Source organism: Campylobacter sp. BCW_4341 (assembly GCF_001764255.1).
Classification (GTDB): Bacteria; Campylobacterota; Campylobacteria; order Campylobacterales; family Campylobacteraceae; genus Campylobacter_D; species Campylobacter_D jejuni.
In genome coordinates this window covers 71217-92247 of the sequence record NZ_MKAH01000017.1, presented here as the reverse complement: position 1 = coordinate 92247, position 21031 = coordinate 71217, and the positions used below count along the sequence as shown (strand labels likewise).

Here is a 21031-nt window from a genome sequence, read left to right as displayed (position 1 = left end):
AAACCTTTATACCTTAAAGGCTAATTTTAGCACTTTTTTACTAAAAAGAAAATATAAATCCTATTTTGAAATGCCTAAACGCTCGGCTAATTGATATAAATTTAACTCTCTATAAAATTTATCAAAGTCTTTAGTATAAACATCAAGATTAAAAGCTTTATTCATATCTTTTAAAGTATCATTACTTTCAAAATAATACCCTTTACCGCCACTATAAATACCTTTTTTATTAATCCATACAGCATCGTTGATCCCAAATTCTAATTTCTCATCACTTGGTCTTGCTAACATATTTCTTCCGCCTACGCTTAAATACTTAACATTATTTAAACTTAAAGCATAAAGAGTTGGAAAAATATCTTTATGAGATCCTACACGATCTTTATCATAATAAATATCATCTTGTAAATCCTTAGGAATATAAAGATAAAAAGGTACACTATAAGCAAAAGCTTTTTGGGAATTTAAATCTATACTCATTTCGCGTACTCTATGATCTCCAGTTGCTGCTATAATGACACTATCCTTAAATGGACTTTGTTTTACTTTATCTAGAAATTTTCCAAATTCATTGTTTGCATAAGTATAAGCTTTGATAATGTTATCTTGTTTATCTTTTTCATAAGGAAGCATATTAAGCAAAGTTTGCGGAATGTTTTGTAATTTTGGCAAATCATTTTGCGGAATTTTATAAGGTGGATGATTAGAAATAGTAAGAGCAATTATAAGGGTTTTATGTGGATTTTTTTGAAGTAAGTCATAAACTTTTTTATATAAAAACTCATCAGCTACCCCATAACCATTTTCACTATCTTTTGCTCCATTATACTCTTTCATTAAAATATTTTCATCTATAATCTCATCTACTCCCAAAATACTGAGATAATTTTTAATATTTTGCCAAGATCCATTACCTGCACTTACAAAAATCACCTTATATCCTGCTTTCTTATAAATAGCAATAGGTGTTAAATCCAAATAAGTTTTCTGAAATTTGCTTGTAGAAATATTAGAAAATGGACTTACAAAAAATAAGTTTGCAAAACTTGGTATAGTTCCATTACTAGAACTCAAAAAGCGTTTGAATAAAAAATCTTGCTTAAAATGTTTATCTAATGAACCTAAAAAATTATGTTCTGTATTTGTAAAATCAGCCAAATTAAGCCCAAAACTTTCCATTAAGTTAACAAATACACTAGGATGATTCTTTTCAGCTTTTAGATTTATAGGACTTTGATGCAAATAATCAAAAAGTTTTTCTTTAAGTTCTTGTGCTTTCAAAGGTGTGATAACCTTCAAAGCCGCTTCTTCTTTATATTGTTTTAAAGCCCAAGAAAATGCCATAATTGGATTTAACATTGTATCATTTACAACACTATACTCACTAAAAGAATAATTTTGTACATTTATAGCCACATGCTTAAAGGGGCCCCTTAAGGCTATAACATAAACAATAATTAATATTAAATTTAAAGCTATCAAGGGAAATAATCTTAAATTAACAGGTTTTAGCTTTAAATTTAATATTTTCAAATTTAAAAAAAATACAAAGACTCCAAAAATCAACATTAAAGCTAAAATTTTTAAAATTGGATAATCATGATAAATAATACTTAAAATAGTTTTTGCATTATCATCTTTTAGAGTAAACATAAAAATATCAAATTTAGTCTTGTAAATTTCGTAATAATAGTATTTTGCATAAGAAAATCCTATACAAAGACAAGAAAGAACAATTATGTAAATGCTTGAAAAAATGAAATAAAAATTTTTACTATATATTACTAATTTATTATTTATTTTTATATTAGAAAAAATTAAACTTAAAAAACCACAAAGCAAGAATGGTAAAAACGCTGCACTTAAAAATCTTATATCATGAAAAACACCCAAAAGATACATTAAAAAGATTTCATTTTTATGATCAATTAAACCAGTAGGGATAAAAGAATTTTGCATTAAAATACGATTAATGGTAAAAATTACTATAAATAATACACTAAAAATAAAAATTTGAAGTAAAATTTTTCTCATGTTCACCTTCTTTAAAAATTCTTAAGAATTTTATCAAAAGCCCAAAGTTTTCTTGCCTCATCGCTTTTTTTAGGCTCTATGATAAGCATTTCTTCTTCAGAACCTAATTTACTTTCTATCTCACCAAAAGCATTGATAAACAGAGTATCGCCGTAAAAATTCCACTCATCTTTTGTTTTGCCTATGCGATTTACTCTTAAAATGCTTGTAGAATTTAAAAAAGATCTTGTTTTTAAAAGTTCTTCCCATCTTTGTTTGCTTTCAAAGGTACAAGCACTAGGAACGATAACCAAATCAATTTTTTTCGCCATAATCTGCTGCCAAAAGATATCAAAATGGGTCTCAAAACCAAAAAGTAAGGCACATTTTAATTTTTCATAATTAAAAGTAAAAATTTTTAATTCTGATGGAGTTTTGTTGCTAAAAAATTTTTCTTCATTCCAATGTTCATAAGGCATTAAAATTTGCTGTTCATAGCTTTTAACACCATTTAGAGTAACTTTTAAGCAAAGTTTTTTATAACTTTTAGCTTCAACACTAACATAAGGAGCGATGATTTCTAATTCGTATTTTTTAGCAAGTTTAATCAAGCTTTCTTTTTTAGCTTCGCTTTGTTCTTTTATCATATTTTTTGGCATATGTAAAAGTTCTGTAAAAAAACTATTGATCACATATTCGCCCAAAACTACTAAATTTGCCCCATTGTCTTTTGAAGCTTTGAGATAATAATCAAGCCTTGATTCACTTAAAGCTAAAGTTGGAAACTGTAAAGCCGCTATTTTACTCATCGATTTGCTCCACTTCTAATTTTGCTTTTTCAAGCTCAAGTCTTGCTTTTTTGATACTCTCTAAACCTTCTTTGTAAATTTTTACACTTTCATCTAAGGCAAGCTCTTGATTGTTTAATTTTTCCAAAGATTCATTAGCGTGTTTTAAATTTTCTTCAAAACTCATTGATGATTAACCTTGTAGTTTGGTGCTTCATGAGTGATAGTAACATCATGTACATGGCTTTCTTTAAGCCCTGCAGTGGTAATTTCAACAAATTCAGCTCTTTTTTGAAAATCTTCTATATCTTTAGCCCCAACATAACCCATAGAAGAACGCAAACCTCCTAAAAGTTGATGCACCACGCTTCTTATACTTCCCACATAAGGAACACGCCCTTCTATACCTTCAGGAACGAGTTTATCTTGAGCAGTACCTTGCTGAAAATATCTATCCGAACTTCCCTTTTGCATAGCCCCAAGTGAGCCCATACCACGATAAGACTTATATTGTCTTCCTTGATAAGTAAAAAGCTCTCCTGGACTTTCATCTGTTCCAGCTAAAAGCGATCCTATCATAACAGAACTCGCACCTACAGCTAAAGCTTTTGCGATATCACCTGAATATTTAATCCCGCCATCAGCTATCACAGGAACGCCAAATTTATTTGCTTCTTCCACGCACTCATCAATGGCTGAAATTTGTGGCACGCCCACACCTGAAACAATACGCGTAGTACAAATACTTCCTGGCCCAATACCTACTTTAACCGCATCTACCCCTGCTTCGCAAAGTGCTTTTGCTGCGGCTGCAGTAGCAATATTTCCTGCGATAAGATCTAAATTTGGATATTTAGCTTTAATTGCTTTTACTGTATCAATAATACCCTTAGAATGTCCATGCGCAGAATCAAGCACAACAACATCAACGCCTGCCTCAACTAAAGCATCCACACGATCCATTTGCCCTACTCCTATAGCCGCACCCACACGCAATCTTCCAAAACCATCTTTATTGGCATCAGGATATTCTTTGCGTTTTTTAAGATCTTTTATAGTGATAAGTCCTTCCAAGCGTCCTTGTTCATCAACTATAGGAAGTTTTTCTACTTTGTTGGTGCTAAAAATTTTTTCCGCATCGTCTAGAGTGCAACCTTTTGGAGCAGTGATTAAAGGCATTTTAGTCATAACATTTTCAACCAAATTTGAAAAATCACTCTCAAATCTTAAATCACGATTGGTAAGTATGCCTATTAGTTTCTTATCTTCATCTATTACAGGAACACCTGAAATTCTATACTCTGCCATGATTTCTAAAGCCTCTGCAACACTTGCTTTAGGACTTACAAAAATAGGATCGATAATCACTCCGCTTTCGCTTTTTTTCACTCTTTTTACTTCTCTAACTTGTGAAGCTATATCCATATTTTTATGAATTACCCCAAGTCCTCCAAGTCTTGCCATCATGATAGCAGCTCTGTGTTCAGTAACTGTATCCATAGCCGCAGAGATTAAAGGCATATTTAAAGTGATATTTTTTGTTAGTTTAGTGTGAATTTTTACTTCCTTAGGTAGAACTTCAGAATACCCAGGACGCAGTAATACATCTTCAAAAGTTAAAGCTCTTTTTACAATTTTCATCTTTCATCCTTAATTTTTAATCATTTGTTCTAAACTTAAAGCCCCATCTAACAAGGTTTGTTCATCATAAGCTTTGCAAATCAGCTGTGCTGATATATTAAGCCCTTCTTTATCTTTTGCAACAGGCACACTAATACCTCCAAGTCCTGCTAAATTTACAGAGATAGTATAAACATCTTCTAAATAAGTTTGTATAGGGCTTTTTTGAGTATCAAATTTAAAAGCCGTTGTAGGAGTTACAGGCATAAAAATAAGATCACAATCTTGCAAAATTTCTTCATATTTTGCCTTGATAAAAGCTCTAGCTTTTTGTGCTTTGATATAATACGCATCATAATATCCACTACTTAAAACAAAAGTTCCTAACAAAATTCTTCTTTTTACTTCTTCGCCAAAACCTTCGCTGCGTGTATTTACATACATTTCTTTTAAATTTTGGATATTTTCAGAACGCTTGCCATAACGCACCCCATCATAACGACTTAAATTTGCACTTGCTTCAGCTGTTGCGATGATATAATACGCTGCGATATCAAACTTAGAATCAAGCAAATTTTTATATACAATCTCATGTCCATTAGCTTTTAACATATCTATGGTTTTTAAAAGTGCGTTTTTTACTTCGCTATCTGCATCATTGACATAATTTTCAATCACTGCGATTTTTAATTTTTTATTTGCATTTAAATTTGAAGCGGTTTTGATAAACTCGATATTTGCACTCGTGCTATCCATTTTATCATATCCTGCGATCGCATCATATAAAATTGCCGCATCTTCTACATTTTGCGTTAAAACTCCGATTTGATCCAAACTTGAAGAATAAGAAGCCAAACCATAGCGACTTACTCTTCCATAACTCGGTTTAAATCCTACACAACCACAAAAAGCCGCAGGTTGGCGCACAGATCCACCTGTATCAGAACCTAAACTTGCTAAAGCCAAGCCACCCGCTACCGCAGCAGCACTTCCACCACTTGACCCACCTGGAACACGCTCAAAATTTAAAGGATTTAAAGTTTTTCCATAACAAGAACTCGCTGTTGAACTTCCCATAGCAAATTCATCCATATTGCAACGCCCAAAAGGAGAAAAACCGTTAGCCTTTAAATTAACAATCGCACTTGCATCATAAGGAGCGATATAACCTTGTAAAATCTTACTCGCACTAGTAAGCTCCCAGCCCTTTACACTGATATTATCTTTTATAGCTACAGGCACACCTTCACCTGAAACACTTAAGTCCTTATCTAAAAATTGTTCGATATAAGCACCTATTTTTTTTTCTTTTTTTGCTTTTTCATTGAGTTCTTTTTTTAAATTTTCAAGTTCTTCTTTGGAGTATTTTAAAGCTTCTTTTAAAGTTATCATTTATTTTCCTTTGTTTTTTTGATCAAAAATACTGCTAAAGCACTAAAAGCCAAAACCACCGCTATAGTTGCAATGATAATACTATTTGGAATAGGATTTTCTAACATTAAACCCCTTTTAAAACTTCTTCACATCTTAAACAAGGTGTTTCTTCATCTTTACTTTGAAGTTTCCAACATCTTGGGCATTTACAAAGTGAAGCTTTGGTGATTTTAAATTTCTCATTCTCTACTTCAAATTCAGCCAAAATTTCTTCATTTTCATTACTGATTTGACTTACCATAAACCAATCGGCTAATTCCTCATTTGGGAATTTATTAAAACTAATGTTTAAATTTAATTCCAAGGTGGATTTAATGATTTTATCTTTTTTAAGCATATCAATTTGTTCAAAAAATTTCTCTCTAGCACTCATTAAAAATGTATCATCTATACCAAAATCATAATCAAAATCCTGAGTTAAACTCAAATCAAATACATCTTTTGCATCGCCTTTGATTAAAACATTAGCATGTTCTAAAGCCTCATCTACACTATAGCTTAAATTTGGAGCAAGTAAATTTAAAAGTTCTTTTGCTATCAAAGCCATAGCCACTTGAGCAGATTTTCTTCTTTGGGCATTTTCACTATCGCAATAAAGCCTATCTTTACTGATATCAAGATAAATCCCACTTAAATCCGCACTTAAAAAATTTAAAAGCAAACTAAAACCTTTAGCAAATTCATAAGCAAAAAATGCTTCTTTACTTGCTTTAAAAACTTTGGTTGCACGACTTAATATCCATTTATCAATAAAACTAAATTCTTTAACTTCTAAATCTTTTAAATCATTGGTATTAGCAAGTAAAAATCTTATAGTGTTTCTTATTTTGCGGTATTGTTCGCCCACTTGTTTTAAGATATTGTCTGAAATTTTTAAATCACTTGAATAATCACTTAAAAGTATCCAAAGTCTTAAAATTTCAACTCCATAGGTTTTTGCTACATATTCAGGAGCGATCACGTTGCCTTTAGATTTAGACATTTTTTGCCCTTTTTCATCGGTGGTAAAACCATGAGTTAAAATGCTTTCATAAGGTGCGCTTTCATTGATCGCTGTACCTACAAGCAAAGAGCTTTGAAACCAACCCCGATGCTGATCGCTTCCTTCTAAATACATACTTGCTCTTTTTTCTCCTGCGTCATAAAGTCCGCTATTTAAAACTGCATTAAAAGTACTTCCGCTATCAAACCAAACATCTAAAATATCATATACTTTTTCTAAATTTTCAGCTTTGTATTTTGAATTTGTAGGAATTAAATCTTTGATTTCAAACTCCCACCACGCATCAGCACCGTGTTTTTCAAAAATAGCTGCTACAAAGTCAAAAAGTTCATCATCAAAAATCACTTCTTTAGTGTTTTTATCTCTAAAAAAGGCTATAGGCGTTCCCCAGTCCCTTTGTCTTGAAATACACCAATCTGGGCGATTTTCCACCATAGAACCTATTCTTTTTACCCCACTTTGCGGATAAAAGGTTGTTTTTAAAAGTTGTTCTTTTGCACACTCTCTTAAAGTTTTTCCTTGAAGTTTTGGTTCATCCATTAAAATAAACCATTGTTTAGTAGCTCTATAAATCACAGGCTTATGCGTTCTCCAACAAAATGGATAAGAGTGTATAAATTTAGAAGAATGTAAAAGTTTTTCGCCTAAAAGTTCTAAAATTTTTTCATTGGCCTTAAAAATATGAAGACCTATAAACTCTTCAAGCAAATGAGAAGGCAAAAGCCCTTTAGCTCTTAAAGTTTCATCATAACATCCACTATCATCAACAGGCATTAAAACTTCAATACCGTATTTCAAACAAGCATAGTAATCATCTTCGCCATGTCCTGGTGCAGTATGTACAAGTCCACTTCCACCATCCATCAATACATGCTCGCCCATAATTAAAACAGATTTTCTTCCATTTAAAGGATTGATAGCTTCAAGTTTTTCAAATTCTTTTGCGTTGAGTTCTTTTTGAATTTCTCCACTTGTAAGTCCTTTTTCTACCATGCTTTTAAGCAAAGCACTTGCAAAAATCAAACCTTCTTTAGTGATCACATAATTTTCGTTAGGATTTAAGGCTATAGCTTGATTAGCCACCAAAGTCCAAGGCGTAGTTGTCCATATCACTGCGCTTGCTTTTGAAACGCCTAATTTTTCGCAAGCTTTTACATCTAAATCAAAAGCCACAAAGATAGAATAATCTTCTTTATCTTGATACTCTACTTCAGCTTCCGCTAAAGCTGACTTTGCCGCCCAACTCCAAAAAACAGGTTTAGAACGCTCACAAAGTAAGCCTTTTTTAGCAATCTCACATAAAGTTCTATAAATCGCTGCTTCAAACTCAAATTTCATAGTCAAATAAGGCTTATCCCAATCCGCAATAATGCCTAAATTTTTAAATTCTTCTCTTTGGATATCTACAAATTCACTCGCATGTTGTCTGCAAAACTCACGAATTTCTTTCTTGCTTAAGCTTTTTTTCTTTTCTCCAAGCTTTACTTCTACTTGTTGTTCTATAGGTAAACCATGACAATCCCACCCTGGAGTAAAACGCACACTCTCACCTTTAAAATAATGCGTTTTGATAATAGTTTCTTTTAAAATTTTATTTAAAGCATGTCCTATATGAATATGTCCGTTAGCATAAGGGGGGCCATCGTGCAAGGTAAAACTTTTTTTCGCATTTTTGCGATTTTCTTTCATTTTTTCATAAGCATAATTTTGCTCAAACCATTTTTTAAATCTTTGCGGTTCAAGTTCCGCTAAATTCGCCCGCATAGCAAAAGTAGTGCTGGGCAAAAGTAGAGTTTCTTTGTAGTCCATTTTTTCCACCTAATTTTTAATAATCTTAAATTCTACTCAAATTAGCTTTAATTTCTACTTTGTTTTTGGCTATAATTATAAGAAAAAAAGGAAAATTTATGAAACATTTGCTTTATCTTATAGGAGATGAGCTTACTATAAACGAAAAATTCAAAAATTATATTTATAGAACTTATGAAGAAAAATTTAAAGAAATTAACGAAATTCGCATACAAAATAAAACCGATAAAGATTTACCCTTTTTGCTTGAAAATCTCTTAAATCAGTATGATTTTATCACTTTATTTACAAGCCCTTTGCATTATGCGACTGTTGCTAAAATTTTAGCAACTTTAAATGATGATAATCTTATCTTAAAAGATGATACCTTGGTTCCAGATAAAGCAGAATTTAGTAAAAATAGCTTTGTATGTAATTTTTCAAATTCAAAAATTAATGTCGTTAAAATAAATCCAAGCGGAAAATTACCTGATCTTCTTGGGCATATAAAATTAAATTTTGCATATTTTTGCATTTTTGGCATGGATGATGAAAGCGCTATATTACTACTGCAAACCCTAACAAAATCTTATGAGATAAGTATAAAATCAACCAAGCTTTTAGATAATCTTGTGCTTATTAAGGCCACTTGCGCTAATTTTGGAAAACTTGATGGTTTTTTAAATAGCGTAAAAAATCTTTTTGGACAAAAAGTATTTTTAGGTAAAGATCCTATACATTTTATAAGCTCTAAACTTTTAGAAAAAAAATTAAAAATTTCTTTTGCTGAAAGTTGCACAGGCGGACTTTGTGCAAGCACCTTAACCAAAATTTCAGGTGTAAGTGAAATTTTTGAAGGATCTATTGTAAGTTATTCCAACCGCATCAAACACGAATGGCTTGGAATTAGCGAAAGCGTCTTAGAAAATAATGGCGAATACAGTGAACGTTGTGTTTATTTTATGCTAAAAGGTATTTTTAAAACAGCTAATCCTGATTTTGCCTTAGCTATTAGCGGAGTAGTTGGCGAAAAAGATGAGGGAAAAATAAAATCAGGCACTATTTATATAGGTGCAATGTTTAGAGATGGAACTTTTGTCCAAGAAACTCTTTATTTAGATGGGGATCGTGAATTTATGCAAGAACAAGCCGTTTTAGCATCTTTTTGCTTGCTTTTAAAATTAAAACCTGAAATTTTTGAAATTTAAAGGATTTAAAAATGAAAGAAATTAAGCTAAAAGAAGACTTGGAAAAAATTTATCCCTTGATAAAACAATTAAGAAACAATCTATCTTTGAAAGTTTTTTTAGACAAATTCCAACTTGCTACACAAACTCAACATTATAAACTTTTTGCCTATGAAAATGAGGGAAGCTACAAAGCAGCTTGTGGAGTCATGCCTTTTAATGTGCTTTATCATAACCATTGTCTTTATATTTGTGATTTTGTCGTAGATGAAACTTTAAGAGGAAAAGGTATAGGTCAAGCTTTTTGAAAAAAATCCAAATTTGGGCAAAAGATCAAGGATATGAAGAATTAGAACTAAGTTCAAGTTTTTTTAGAACACAAGCTCATGAATTTTATATCCAAAAAATGGGTTTTGAAAAATCCGGTTTTGTTTTTAAGAAAAATATCAAACTATAATATTTTTTGATTAAGCTTTGCATTTTATAATTAATATTATTATTTTTGATTTTAAGGAATAAAATGAATTTTAAAGAACTAATTTCAAAACGCAGAGCTTGTAAACTTTTTAATGATAAAAAAATCAATGAAAAGGATTTGCATTGTATCTTAGAAAGTGGAGTCTTAGCCCCGAGCTCACATGGATTTGAGCCTTGGAAATTTGTAGTATTAGAACAAAAAGAACACAATCTTAAACTCTCAACCCTATGTTACAATCAACAAAATGTAGCAAGTGCGAGTCATAATATTATTTTTCTAGCAAGAAAAGATCTTCAAAGCAAAGATGAATTTGCACAAAAACAAGTGCGTCGTTTCTCAGATTCTAGCGAAGAAAATTTTCAAAAAATTTTAGAAATTTACACCCATAAAACCAATGCAATGAATGATGATGAACTCTATCATTACGCACAACTTCAATGCTATCTTGCTATGATGCAAATGTCGCTAGCTGCAATGAGCTTAGGTATTGATTCTTGTATGATAGGTGGCTTTGAAAAAACTAAGGTTGATGATTTTCTTCATTTAACTTATCCTTTTGAAACTGCTGTAATTTTATCCTTAGGATATAAAGCCCACGAACCAAAATATTCTACTCAACGCTTAAATTTTAATGAAGTCGTCGAATTTTACAAGGAAAAATAATGAAAAAAGAACTTGAAATTTTTAGCACAAGATATTCTTGTAGAAATTTTAAAAATGAAAAACTCAAAAAAGAGGATTTAAATTCTATTTTAGAAATAGCAAGATTAAGCCCCAGTTCCTTAGGACTGGAACCTTGGAAATTTATAGTAGTGCAAGATGAGAAAAGAAAAGAAGAGCTTTCTAAAATTTGCAACCAACAAAAACATGTAAAAGATTGCGCTGTATTAATTATCATCATTTCAAGACTTGATTTTTTAGATTATTTTGAAGAAAAACTTAGAAAAAGAGATATGAGTGAAACAGAAATTCAAAAACGCTTAGATACTTATATGCCTTTTTTAAAATCTCTAAATCAAGAACAAAAAATATCTTATGCAAGAGAACAAGCTCATATAGCTCTAGCTAGCATAATTTATAGTGCTAATGCTTTAAATATAGCAAGTTGTACTATAGGTGGTTTTGATAAAGAAAAGCTTGATTCTTATTTATCACTTGATATTCAAAAAGAAAGATCAAGTTTGGTGGTGGCTTTAGGATATTGCAACGATGAAAAAAATCCTCAAAAAAATCGTTTTAGTTTTGATGAAGTTGTAAAATTTATTTAAATTTTGCTTAAAAGCAAAATTTAAATAAAAATAAACTGATTCTTTTTTGTATTTTTACTAAGTCTTTGCTTAAATTTTATACAATTTTGATTATAATTTTACATTTAATTTCACAAGGCTTGTTATGAATTTACCCAATATCTTGGCGGTTTTTAGAATGGTTTTAGCGCCTTTGCTATTTTTTTTATTAATTCATCATTTTGAAAATATTCATCAAAGTTGGATTAACTATTTTGCTGCTTTAACTTTTTCATTAGCAGCTTTGAGTGATTTTTTTGATGGATACATTGCAAGAACTTGGAAACAAACTACAAAACTGGGCGGAATCTTAGATCCATTAGCCGATAAAATGCTTGTTTTAGCAGCTTTTTTAGGGCTTTTGCTTACAGGAAAAGCTAATGAATGGATAATTTATATTATACTAGTAAGGGAATTTTTTATCACGGGTTTTAGAGTTGTAATGATCAGTGAAAATTTAAATGTCAATGCTTCTTTTGCAGGCAAACTTAAAACCGCTTTTCAAATGACTGCGATAGGATTTTTAATCATGGAGTGGATAGGCGGAGAAATTCTACTTTACATAGCTTTGATTTTAACTCTTTATTCTGGATTTGAATACATCTATACTTATACAAAAGCTCAAAAAAAAGGAGAAAAATGAGATCTTTATTGTTTTTAATTATTATTTTGATTTTAGGAATTAAATTTTATTCTATTGAATTTTTAGCAACTGTTTTAGTCATCTCATTTTTAATCTTCTTTCACGAATTAGGACATTTTTTAGCTGCAAGATCTTTGGGTGTAAAAGTTGAAGTCTTTAGCATAGGATTTGGAAAAAGTCTTATAGAACGTGAATTTAAAGGCACAAACTATCGCTTAAGCACTTTACCACTTGGAGGATATGTTAAACTTAAAGGACAAGATGATATGCGTCCTGGTTTTGAAAATCTAGACAAAGATAGCTATAGCATTTTAAGCCCCTTAAAAAAGATTTATATTCTTTTTGCTGGACCATTTTTCAACCTGATTTTAGCTTTTTTTCTTTATATTATCATAGGAAATTTAGGTCTAAACAAACTTGCTCCACAAATAGGAAACATAGCGCCAAACTCTGCTGCACAAGACATAGGACTTCAAAAAAATGATACTATCTTAGAAATCAACGGTGTAAAAATTCAAAGCTTTGATGAAATTTCAAAACATTTAAGTTTAGAGCCTTTGAAAATATTAACCAATAGAGAAGGAAAAAATTTAGAATTTATTTTAACTCCAAAAATAGGACAAGGATATAATGACTTTGGGCAAATTATTGAAAAACCTCAACTTGGAATCAGTCCAAATGGTACAAGCACTCTTGTAAAACATCAAGGTTTAGAAAGTTTTAAATATGCCGCACAAGAAAGTTTTCAAGCTTCTACACTCATCATCAAGGGTATAGTAAAACTCATAAGTGGTGAAGTTGAAGCAAAAAATTTAGGTGGTATTATTACCATGACTGAAATTACCTCAAAGGCTGCACAAAATAGCTTTACTTTACTTTTATTTATCACTGCTTTAATTTCTATAAATTTAGGCATTTTAAATCTTTTGCCTATTCCTATGCTTGATGGAGGACATATACTTTTTAATATTTATGAAATGATTTTTAGACGCAAGGTTCCACAGCGTGCTTTTGAATATCTAAGTTATGCAGGCATGGCAATACTTTTAAGCTTGATGCTCTTTGCAACTTATAACGATATATCAAGGATTGCAGGTGAATAAAAAATTTTCCTACCCTATTCCAAATTTTACTGATAGAAGAAAAAGTATCATCTTTTGGCGCTATTTACGTTTTCAAGCAAGAAAAATTCTATATTTTCCTCAAGTAAGGCTTCTAGAAAAAACGCTTAATGAGGAAAAAAATAAACATTTAAAAGACTTTTTCTCTCAAAGACCCTATGCTTGCTACAATGCTATAAGAAGATTTTGCGATAAAAGTTTTAAAGCAAATGAACGCGTTAAAACACTTATTTATGATGTTGATAAGGGACTTACTTGTTTTAAATTTCTTCCCGAAGAACAAATGATTTTTTCTTTTGATGAAGATTTTGAGCTTTTTTTAGGATATAATCATAATGTTTACGAAGAAGGTTTTTGGGCTTTTTCTTTAAAATTTAAAAAATACACTATTTCACAATGTAATTTTTGCTTTACTTTAGAAAATAATCTTCTACTTTCTTGCATACAAGGATATAAATACAAAGATTTTAATATTTTAGAAATTAATAAAATTTTAACTAAAAAATGTCATGGTTTGCGCCCTGTTGCTTTGCTTATAGAATGCTCTAAGATGCTTTGTGAAATTTTAAAACTTCAAGCTACTTTAGGTGTACATGAAAAAAATCAAATCCGTTCTCAAAAAGGAAAAGAAAAAGGCTATTTTGTAGATTATCAAAAAATTTGGCTAGAAAATGGTGGAGAATTGATAAAAATCGATAAACACAAATACTACAAGCTCCACCACTCGCAAAAAAACCTAGAAGAAATCCCTTCACAAAAACGCTCCATGTATAAAAAACGTTTTGCCATGCTTGAAAATATTAAACAAAATTTATTCCAAATTTTATCTAAATAATACTTTTTAAATATTCTACACTTTTCTCGCAACCTTTTTTTTGAAGTTTTAAAAGCCTCTCTAAGCATTCTTGAGATACTTCTTGAGGATAATAATACTGCATAGCTTTTAAATCTTCAAACAAAGATTTTTCTATCTTAAAAGCCCCTTTACCTAATTCTTTAACCCCGCCTGTTCCTTTTTCTCTTTTAAAAGTCGCACAATAAGGATAACATTGCTCTACATTAATACGGTCAAGTCCTTCTTTTTTAAGAATTTCTACACAAGTTTTAATGTCTAAATTTCCTTCTCCCAAAGGAACGCCGCAAACATATTCTACACCCTCTTCAATGAAAACTATATGATCTTTACAATGCGTGCTAAAAGTATATTTAGCCATGTCTTTGCAAGCTTTTATAGGATCTTCATAGGCCATCATAGAATTTCCAAAATCATATAAAAATCCTATTTTAGGATGACTGATCAATTTCAACAAATCAAGCAAATCCTCTGAAGTTTGATACTCATGATTTTCTATAGCAAGTTTTAAATCATATTTTTCCAAAATCGGTATCAAAGCTTTTATTTCATCCTTTGTAGCTAAAAAATCTTCTTTATCGAATCTAGTAGTAATTTTAGAATCATCATAAGCCCCATCGCTAGCATGTTTAACTTTTTTATTTTTATCGGTTAAGGGCACATAAGAGCGTATAATTTTAGCACCTAAAATAGAAGCTACTTTAGCAATTTTTTCAAATTTATCTTTATTAAAACCCTTAGAGTCAATCTCACAATACATATTGTATTCATCCAATTTGGCTTTAATTTTTTTAAGATGATTTTCGTCATCGCTTCCTAAGCATCCCCATTCTTCATCCAAACCAAAATCTTTAATGATATTTATAATCACACCCTCACAGCCCAAATTTTTAGCAAAATCGATATAAGAAAATATATCCATCCTACCATTTTGAAACCATAAATGCATGCTTTCAGTTTCTAAACCTATTTTCATGATACCACTCCTTTTAATGCTTTTTTTCTAGCTATCATCTTAAGCAAAATCGTAGTTACAATCACACCACAAATAGCAAAAATCCCCATTAACGCAAAAACAATTTGATAGCCTAATAAACCTTTAAAACGATCGATCATAAAACCATAAAGTGCAAAACAAAAAAGTTGTGGAGAATAACCAAAAATACAAGCTATACTCATAGCAGCTCCACTAATTTCCCTAGGCATTTCTATCTCATCCACAGGAGCAAAAAATGTCGCACGCATAGTAAAAACAAGAGCGGCAAAACCTAAGGTTAAACTCATACCAAAATAAATATTTAATTTCTCATGAGGCATAAAAACAAAAATTAATATGGCCAAGGCTCCTAAAATCAAAGCAAAACGCAAATATCTTGTTGAAGATTTAAAGGTTTTATCTGCTAAATATCCCCCAATTGGCCCACCTACTAATTTTAAAGTGTATTGATTGATAATACCATAAGCACCAACCAAAGCCACAGGCATACCATAAATATCTTTTAAAAATGGAATAAAATAAGTCAAACCACAATACACAGAATAAATAGTAAAAATGGTCAAAGATACCACCCAAATTTCAGGAGTTTTAATCGCTTTGATAACTCCATTCCAAGCGACTTTGTTTTTACTGATTTCATTTCCTTGCTCATCTTGGGTATTAATTTTGTCATCTTCAAGTAGAAAATATGCCAAAATACCTGCTATAATCACACAAGCGCTATAAAATAATATAGCAGCCTTAAGTCCACCTGCGCCAGACCCTAAAAGTAAAAAAATTCCCAAAGCACTAAAAGCAACTATAGTATCTATAACACCACGTCCTGCTTCTAAAAATCCAAAAAGTCTTCCTTGTTGAGTAGAATCTCCAAGCAAGCGAATGGCTTTAAGCAAAACAGGCCAATACACAACTTCTCCAAATAAAGAAAGCAAACCCCAAGCTATTAAAATTCCATAAAAAGAAGGAAAAGTAGAAATATAAATTCCAACCAAACCCACACAAACCAACGAAAAAGGAATGAGTATTTTTTTAGAAAATCTATCTGCTATATAAATAGATGCAAAATTTCCTACCGTTTGCACTATGCCATAAACTGAGAGCGCGAGTCCAATTTGTGTATTGCTAAGATTCATAAATTCTTGCATAGGCACATAAAAGGCATCTTTTAAAGAGGAAAGTTTAAAAACAGTTCCTCCGCCAATAACTAAAACGATAAAAGTAAACCAACGAATAGGTTTCGTACTATTCATATCCACCCTCCTTTTTTAACAATTCGCAACTTAAATTAATTATATCACGGATTAAGATAAAAGGTTAAAATTTCACCTTTAAATTATAAACAGTAATTACAAAAAGTTACAACACTTATTGAAGTATAAATTAAGTATATTTTGATATAATTTAATCTTGCTTTATGCAAAATCCTTGCTCATGAAAATGGGCTTTAATATCCATAAGGAGAAAAGATGAAACATTATGAGGTTTTATTTATCTTAAAACCAACACTTACCGAAGAGGAAGTGAATGCGAAGTTGGAATTCGTTAAAGAAGTCCTAACCAAAAATGGTGCAGAAATTGAAACTGTTGTTCCAATGGGCACTAGAAAATTAGCGTATAAAATCAAAAAATACGAAAGAGGAACTTATTTTGTGATTTATTTCAAAGCTCCTACAAACTTGATCGCTGAGCTTGAAAGGGTGTTAAGAATCACTGAAGAAGTAATAAGATTTTTAATCGTAAAATATGAAAACAAAAAAGAAATTGCAGCTTGGGAAAAACTAAGCCACGGGATTAAGCAATCTAAAAAAGAAATCAAACCTTTAGATGCTCCTGAAATTCAATAAGGAAAAAGATGTTTAACAAAGTTGTTTTGGTTGGAAATCTTACACGTGATATAGAAATGCGTTATGCACAAAGCGGTAGTGCTATTGGGGCTTCTGCTATCGCAGTAACAAGAAGATTTACCACAAATGGAGAAAAAAGAGAGGAAACTTGCTTTATTGATATAAGCTTTTATGGTCGCACCGCAGAAGTTGCAAACCAATACCTTACAAAAGGTTCAAAAGTACTCATAGAAGGACGTTTGAGATTTGAACAATGGAGTGATCAAAATGGACAAAATCGCTCTAAGCATAGCATTCAAGTTGAAAATATGGAAATGCTTGGCGGCAATTCCAATGCTCCACAACAAGGTGGAATTGGCAATAATAGCTTTTCAAACAACAATTATAGTGGAAACTATGAAAATCAAAGCTATGATCCTTATATGAGTGAAAATCAAAATTTTAATAAAGCAAAAGCAAACCCTGCTCCACAAAGAAACCAAAACCCACAACACGAAGAAAAATTAAAAGAAATTGATATCGATGCTTATGATAGCGATGATACTAATTTACCATTTTAAAGGATAAACTATGGCAGAAAAAAGAAAATACTCTCGTAAATATTGCAAATACACTGAAGCAAAAGTTGAATTTATTGATTATAAAGATACAGCAATGTTAAAACATGCTTTATCTGAAAGATTTAAAATCATGCCACGCCGTTTAACAGGTACAAGCAAAAAATACCAAGAAATGGTAGAAGTTGCAATCAAACGTGCAAGACATGTAGCTCTTATCCCTTATATAGTGGATAGAAAAGAAGTAATCAATAATCCTTTTGAAGGACTATAATCTTTTAAAAGCAAACTTGTAAAAAGTTTGCTTTCTTATACATTTATTCTCAAAATAAAATTAAACCAAAGTATATTCTAAAACATCACTAAAAGTATCAACAGCAATGATTTCCATATTGTCTCTAACCTCACTAGGAATATCTTTTAAATCCCTTTCGTAATTTTTTCTTGGGATTAAAGCTGTTTTTATATCTGCTTTATAAGCTGCAATTAATTTTTCTTTTAATCCGCCTATTGGTAAAACTTTTCCTTTTAAATCTATTTCACCTGTCATTGCAACATCTGCTTTAACCTTTTTATCACTAAAAATAGAAGCAATGGCTATGCTTATCGTAATGCCTGCGCTTGGGCCATCTTTTGGAGTAGCTCCATCTGGCACATGTATATGAATATTATAACTATCATAAACATTAACTTTAGGATCGATAATTATTTTTTTAGGTATTTTTATTTTTCCTTCATCGATTAAAACTTTTATCATGCTAAAAGCAATTCTAGCTGATTCTTTCATTACATCACCCAAACTTCCCGTGAGCGTTAATTCTCCTTTACCTTTAATTTTTACAGCCTCTACTTTTAAAACATCTCCACCTACACTTGTCCAAGCCAAACCATTAACCTGACCTACTTGATTTTCTCCATTATTTTTTTCTATTTCAAAAACTTTTTTATCTAAAAATTCATTCAAATTTTTTGTATTAATAATGACTTTTTTAATATTTTCTAAAAGTAGTTTTTTAGCACTCTTACGACACAACTCTGCCACTTTGCGACGCAAATTTCTGACTCCTGATTCACGAGTATAATCACTAATGATTAACTCTATAGTTTCATCATCAATAGATAATTCATTGGATTTTAAGCCATGTTTTTTAAGCTCATCTGGAATTAAATATTTTTTCATTATATGAAATTTTTCACTTGGAGTATAAGAGCTAAGTTCTATAAATTCCATTCTATCTCTTAAAGGTGCAGGAATATTGCTAATATCATTTGCCGTTGCTATAAAAATGACTTTACTTAAATCAATATTAAAATTTAAATAATAATCCCTAAATTTAGAATTTTGCTCTGGATCTAAAATTTCTAAAAGCACCGCACTTGGATCGCCTCTAAAACTGCGATTTAATTTATCAATTTCATCCAATACAATTACAGGATTAATTTGTTTTGCCTCTATGAGTCCTTGGGTAATACGTCCAGGCATAGCGCCTATATAAGTTCTACGATGACCACGTAGCTCATTAACATCTTCAAGTCCGCCTAAGGCTATGCGAATAAGCTCTCTTTTTAAAGCTTTTGAAACAGAATTTGCCAGTGAAGTTTTACCCACGCCAGGAGGTCCATAAAGACAAAGTATAACTTTAGCACCATCTTTTTCTGCTATTTTTCTTTTTTCTAAAAGTTCCCTAACTGCAAAATATTCTTCTATGCGTTCTTTTGGTTTATTTAATGCATAATGATCATGGTTGAGCTGTTTTGAAACTTCTTTAATATCAAGTTTTTTCTTAGAAATTTTTTCAAAAGGAATATCTAATGCTGTTTCTATGTAAGTTTGAATCATCGATGCTTCGGAATTATCTTGATGAATGCGTTCGAATTTTTCAATTTGTTTTTTGATTTCTTTATAAGCATCTTCGTGCATAAATTTCTTCTTTAATTCCAGACGCTTTTGATACTCTCTAACCTCATCTTCTTTTTGTGTGTCAGAACCAAGCTCTTTTTGAATTTGTCTTAATTGTTCTTTTAAAAAATATTCTTTATTTACCTTATCAATACGAGAATGTACTTTATTTTTAATTTCTTTTTGAATTTTATTGGCTTCTATTTCTTGGGCAATTAAATCTATTAATTTTACTAATTTTTGCTCAAGATCTGTTAAAACAAAAAACTCATAAGCAACTTGTTTTTTAATACGCACAGTATTTAAAATCAAATCACAAATCCTAGACGCATCAAAACCTTCTTCAATTGTTCTTAAAAGATCCGGAGAAAAATAATGACTAATATTTGCCAAATTTTTTACCTTCTCTTTTAAAACTTCAAGAAGCGCTTCTTTTTTAGTTCCTTCTAAAAAGTCTTCTTTTATAAGTTCTATCTTGGCTTCTAAAGGTTTATTAGAAATTTGCTCTATAATTTTACCCTTAGCATATCCTTGAAAAAGTATTTTCACCCTTCCATCAGGTAAAGGAACTTTTCGCATGATAGTCCCAATCACTCCACAATTATAAATTTCATCAAAATTTCTTCCATTTTCCAACCTTGAAGGCGCAACAAAAAGCATACTATCATTTTTAATCGCAAGATCTAAAGCTTTCATATTGGATGAATCGTTAATAAAAATAGGAGTTATCATAAAAGGATATAAAAATAATTCATCTTCAACCAATACTGGTAAATTTGCTGGATAATTTTGTATCTCTTCAATCTGCATTTATTTTCCTTGTTTATTAAAATCTTTCAAATATACTTCTATACCAAGGAAGCTCAGGTTTGATAATACTTTGCTGATAAAATTCACTTTCTTGAAGTCTTTGTTTATAAATTTGTGCACTTTCATCATGTCCTATGCGCTGGTATAGATTTTCTATAGTACTATTAAGATAAAAAACCGCTAAATTAAATTTTGTAAGCATTGTCTGAACCAAAGGTTCATATTCTGTATAAGGATAATCTTTCAAAAAAGTATCTATTTCTTTTTGGCTTTCAAGCATTAAAGCCTGATTACGATTTGGCACTGCAAATGCATCAAATTTTGCTTTAATTTTAAGATAGCGAATATAATCAGCATTGCGTGAATTTCCAAATTTTTTATTATATTCATCTAAATAAAATTCAGCTAACTTATATTCCTCTTCATCCATATGAGCTTGTGCTAAAATAATTAAAGTAGTTTCCAATAAAGGATCGGCAATGTGCTCACTTGCCATGCCATTATAATGATCATCGGCTTTTTCCAAATCCTTGTCCTGTAAATCTTTAATAATTTGCTTATACCACTCACTAGCACTAAGATTGTATAAACCTTCATCATTTTTCGTACTACACGCATTAAAAAAAACACTTAAAAAAACCAATAAAAAAATACCTTTTTTCATACTTCACCTTGATTTATATTCTCAAAAATCTATATTTTAACGATT

20 protein-coding genes and 1 pseudogene are annotated in these 21031 nt (G+C 30.8%); 10 read left to right on the top strand and 11 right to left on the bottom strand.

Features of this window, described 5'->3' with window-relative positions:
* Nucleotides 1–60 precede the first annotated feature (60 nt).
* The 7 genes from AJN70_RS02210 to ileS are packed head-to-tail and all read right to left on the bottom strand — an operon-like array spanning nt 61 to nt 8667.
* Nucleotides 61–2034: an LTA synthase family protein gene (locus AJN70_RS02210; protein ID WP_070295452.1), complete on the bottom strand. Its 1974-nt coding sequence runs from the start codon at nt 2032–2034 to the stop codon at nt 61–63.
* An 11-nt stretch (nt 2035–2045) separates the two neighbouring features.
* Nucleotides 2046–2822 (bottom strand): carbon-nitrogen hydrolase family protein, encoded by a 777-nt coding sequence (locus tag AJN70_RS02205; RefSeq protein WP_070295451.1) that lies wholly within the window; start codon nt 2820–2822, stop codon nt 2046–2048.
* Nucleotides 2815–2988: an exodeoxyribonuclease VII small subunit gene (gene xseB / locus AJN70_RS02200; RefSeq protein WP_002853034.1), complete on the bottom strand. Its 174-nt coding sequence runs from the start codon at nt 2986–2988 to the stop codon at nt 2815–2817. Before xseB ends, AJN70_RS02205 begins: the two co-directional genes overlap by 8 nt.
* Entirely contained in the window at nt 2985–4442 is a 1458-nt protein-coding gene (gene guaB / locus AJN70_RS02195; protein ID WP_070286341.1) for an IMP dehydrogenase, read from the bottom strand. Before guaB ends, xseB begins: the two co-directional genes overlap by 4 nt.
* A gap of 9 nt (nt 4443–4451) precedes the next feature.
* Nucleotides 4452–5813 carry an Asp-tRNA(Asn)/Glu-tRNA(Gln) amidotransferase subunit GatA gene (gene gatA / locus AJN70_RS02190; RefSeq protein WP_070286342.1) on the bottom strand — a complete coding sequence of 454 codons (1362 nt, stop codon included), beginning with the start codon at nt 5811–5813 and terminating at the stop codon, nt 4452–4454.
* The gene (locus AJN70_RS02185) at nt 5810–5920 is read right to left on the bottom strand and encodes a hypothetical protein (RefSeq protein WP_002880777.1); all 111 of its coding nucleotides are present in this window, start codon (nt 5918–5920) and stop codon (nt 5810–5812) included. Before AJN70_RS02185 ends, gatA begins: the two co-directional genes overlap by 4 nt.
* Nucleotides 5920–8667 (bottom strand): isoleucine--tRNA ligase, encoded by a 2748-nt coding sequence (gene ileS / locus AJN70_RS02180; RefSeq protein WP_070286343.1) that lies wholly within the window; start codon nt 8665–8667, stop codon nt 5920–5922. Before ileS ends, AJN70_RS02185 begins: the two co-directional genes overlap by 1 nt.
* A 98-nt stretch (nt 8668–8765) precedes the next feature.
* On the opposite strand from ileS, the gene AJN70_RS02175 reads away from it, so the two are divergent.
* The 7 genes and pseudogenes from AJN70_RS02175 (at nt 8766) to AJN70_RS02145 (ending at nt 14196) form a co-directional block, all read left to right on the top strand.
* The gene (locus tag AJN70_RS02175) at nt 8766–9854 is read left to right on the top strand and encodes a CinA family protein (RefSeq protein WP_070286344.1); all 1089 of its coding nucleotides are present in this window, start codon (nt 8766–8768) and stop codon (nt 9852–9854) included.
* Between the two features lie 11 nt (nt 9855–9865).
* Nucleotides 9866–10290 (top strand): annotated as a pseudogene (locus AJN70_RS02170) (GNAT family N-acetyltransferase).
* A 63-nt stretch (nt 10291–10353) separates the two neighbouring features.
* Entirely contained in the window at nt 10354–10974 is a 621-nt protein-coding gene (locus AJN70_RS02165; protein ID WP_070295449.1) for an NAD(P)H-dependent oxidoreductase, read from the top strand.
* On the top strand, nt 10974–11579 hold the full coding sequence (locus AJN70_RS02160) for an NAD(P)H-dependent oxidoreductase (RefSeq protein WP_002861791.1): 606 nt from the start codon (nt 10974–10976) through the stop codon (nt 11577–11579). The genes AJN70_RS02165 and AJN70_RS02160 overlap by 1 nt, the downstream gene beginning before the upstream one ends.
* 124 nt (nt 11580–11703) lie before the next feature.
* The gene (gene pgsA, locus AJN70_RS02155; protein WP_070295447.1) at nt 11704–12240 is read left to right on the top strand and encodes a CDP-diacylglycerol--glycerol-3-phosphate 3-phosphatidyltransferase; all 537 of its coding nucleotides are present in this window, start codon (nt 11704–11706) and stop codon (nt 12238–12240) included.
* Nucleotides 12237–13343 carry an RIP metalloprotease RseP gene (gene rseP, locus AJN70_RS02150; RefSeq protein ID WP_053872670.1) on the top strand — a complete coding sequence of 369 codons (1107 nt, stop codon included), beginning with the start codon at nt 12237–12239 and terminating at the stop codon, nt 13341–13343. The genes pgsA and rseP overlap by 4 nt, the downstream gene beginning before the upstream one ends.
* Complete coding sequence (locus AJN70_RS02145; RefSeq protein WP_002882614.1) at nt 13336–14196, top strand: VirK family antimicrobial peptide resistance protein; 861 nt, start codon at nt 13336–13338, stop codon at nt 14194–14196. The genes rseP and AJN70_RS02145 overlap by 8 nt, the downstream gene beginning before the upstream one ends.
* Here AJN70_RS02145 and AJN70_RS02140 read toward each other — a convergent pair.
* Nucleotides 14189–15190, bottom strand: coding sequence for a sugar phosphate isomerase/epimerase family protein (locus AJN70_RS02140; RefSeq protein ID WP_053872671.1), 1002 nt, complete (start codon nt 15188–15190; stop codon nt 14189–14191). The two genes, AJN70_RS02145 and AJN70_RS02140, sit on opposite strands and share 8 nt — an antisense overlap.
* Nucleotides 15187–16461 carry an MFS transporter gene (locus AJN70_RS02135; RefSeq protein ID WP_053872672.1) on the bottom strand — a complete coding sequence of 425 codons (1275 nt, stop codon included), beginning with the start codon at nt 16459–16461 and terminating at the stop codon, nt 15187–15189. Before AJN70_RS02135 ends, AJN70_RS02140 begins: the two co-directional genes overlap by 4 nt.
* Before the next feature lie 216 nt (nt 16462–16677).
* Between AJN70_RS02135 and rpsF the strand changes: the two genes are divergently transcribed.
* From rpsF to rpsR, 3 genes are read left to right on the top strand one after another with little or no spacing between them, the layout of a single operon-like run.
* A complete protein-coding gene (rpsF, locus tag AJN70_RS02130) occupies nt 16678–17055 on the top strand; it encodes a 30S ribosomal protein S6 (protein WP_002812868.1) in 378 nt (125 codons plus the stop codon).
* Between the two features lie 8 nt (nt 17056–17063).
* Nucleotides 17064–17615 (top strand): single-stranded DNA-binding protein, encoded by a 552-nt coding sequence (locus AJN70_RS02125; protein ID WP_002861797.1) that lies wholly within the window; start codon nt 17064–17066, stop codon nt 17613–17615.
* 10 nt (nt 17616–17625) lie between these two features.
* Entirely contained in the window at nt 17626–17886 is a 261-nt protein-coding gene (gene rpsR, locus AJN70_RS02120; protein WP_002853032.1) for a 30S ribosomal protein S18, read from the top strand.
* A gap of 60 nt (nt 17887–17946) precedes the next feature.
* Here rpsR and lon read toward each other — a convergent pair whose 3' ends face one another.
* Nucleotides 17947–20322: an endopeptidase La gene (gene lon, locus AJN70_RS02115; RefSeq protein ID WP_002861798.1), complete on the bottom strand. Its 2376-nt coding sequence runs from the start codon at nt 20320–20322 to the stop codon at nt 17947–17949.
* Nucleotides 20323–20338: 16 nt separating this feature from the next.
* On the bottom strand, nt 20339–20986 hold the full coding sequence (gene bamD / locus AJN70_RS02110; RefSeq protein WP_002861799.1) for an outer membrane protein assembly factor BamD: 648 nt from the start codon (nt 20984–20986) through the stop codon (nt 20339–20341).
* Nucleotides 20987–21031: the final 45 nt, after the last annotated feature.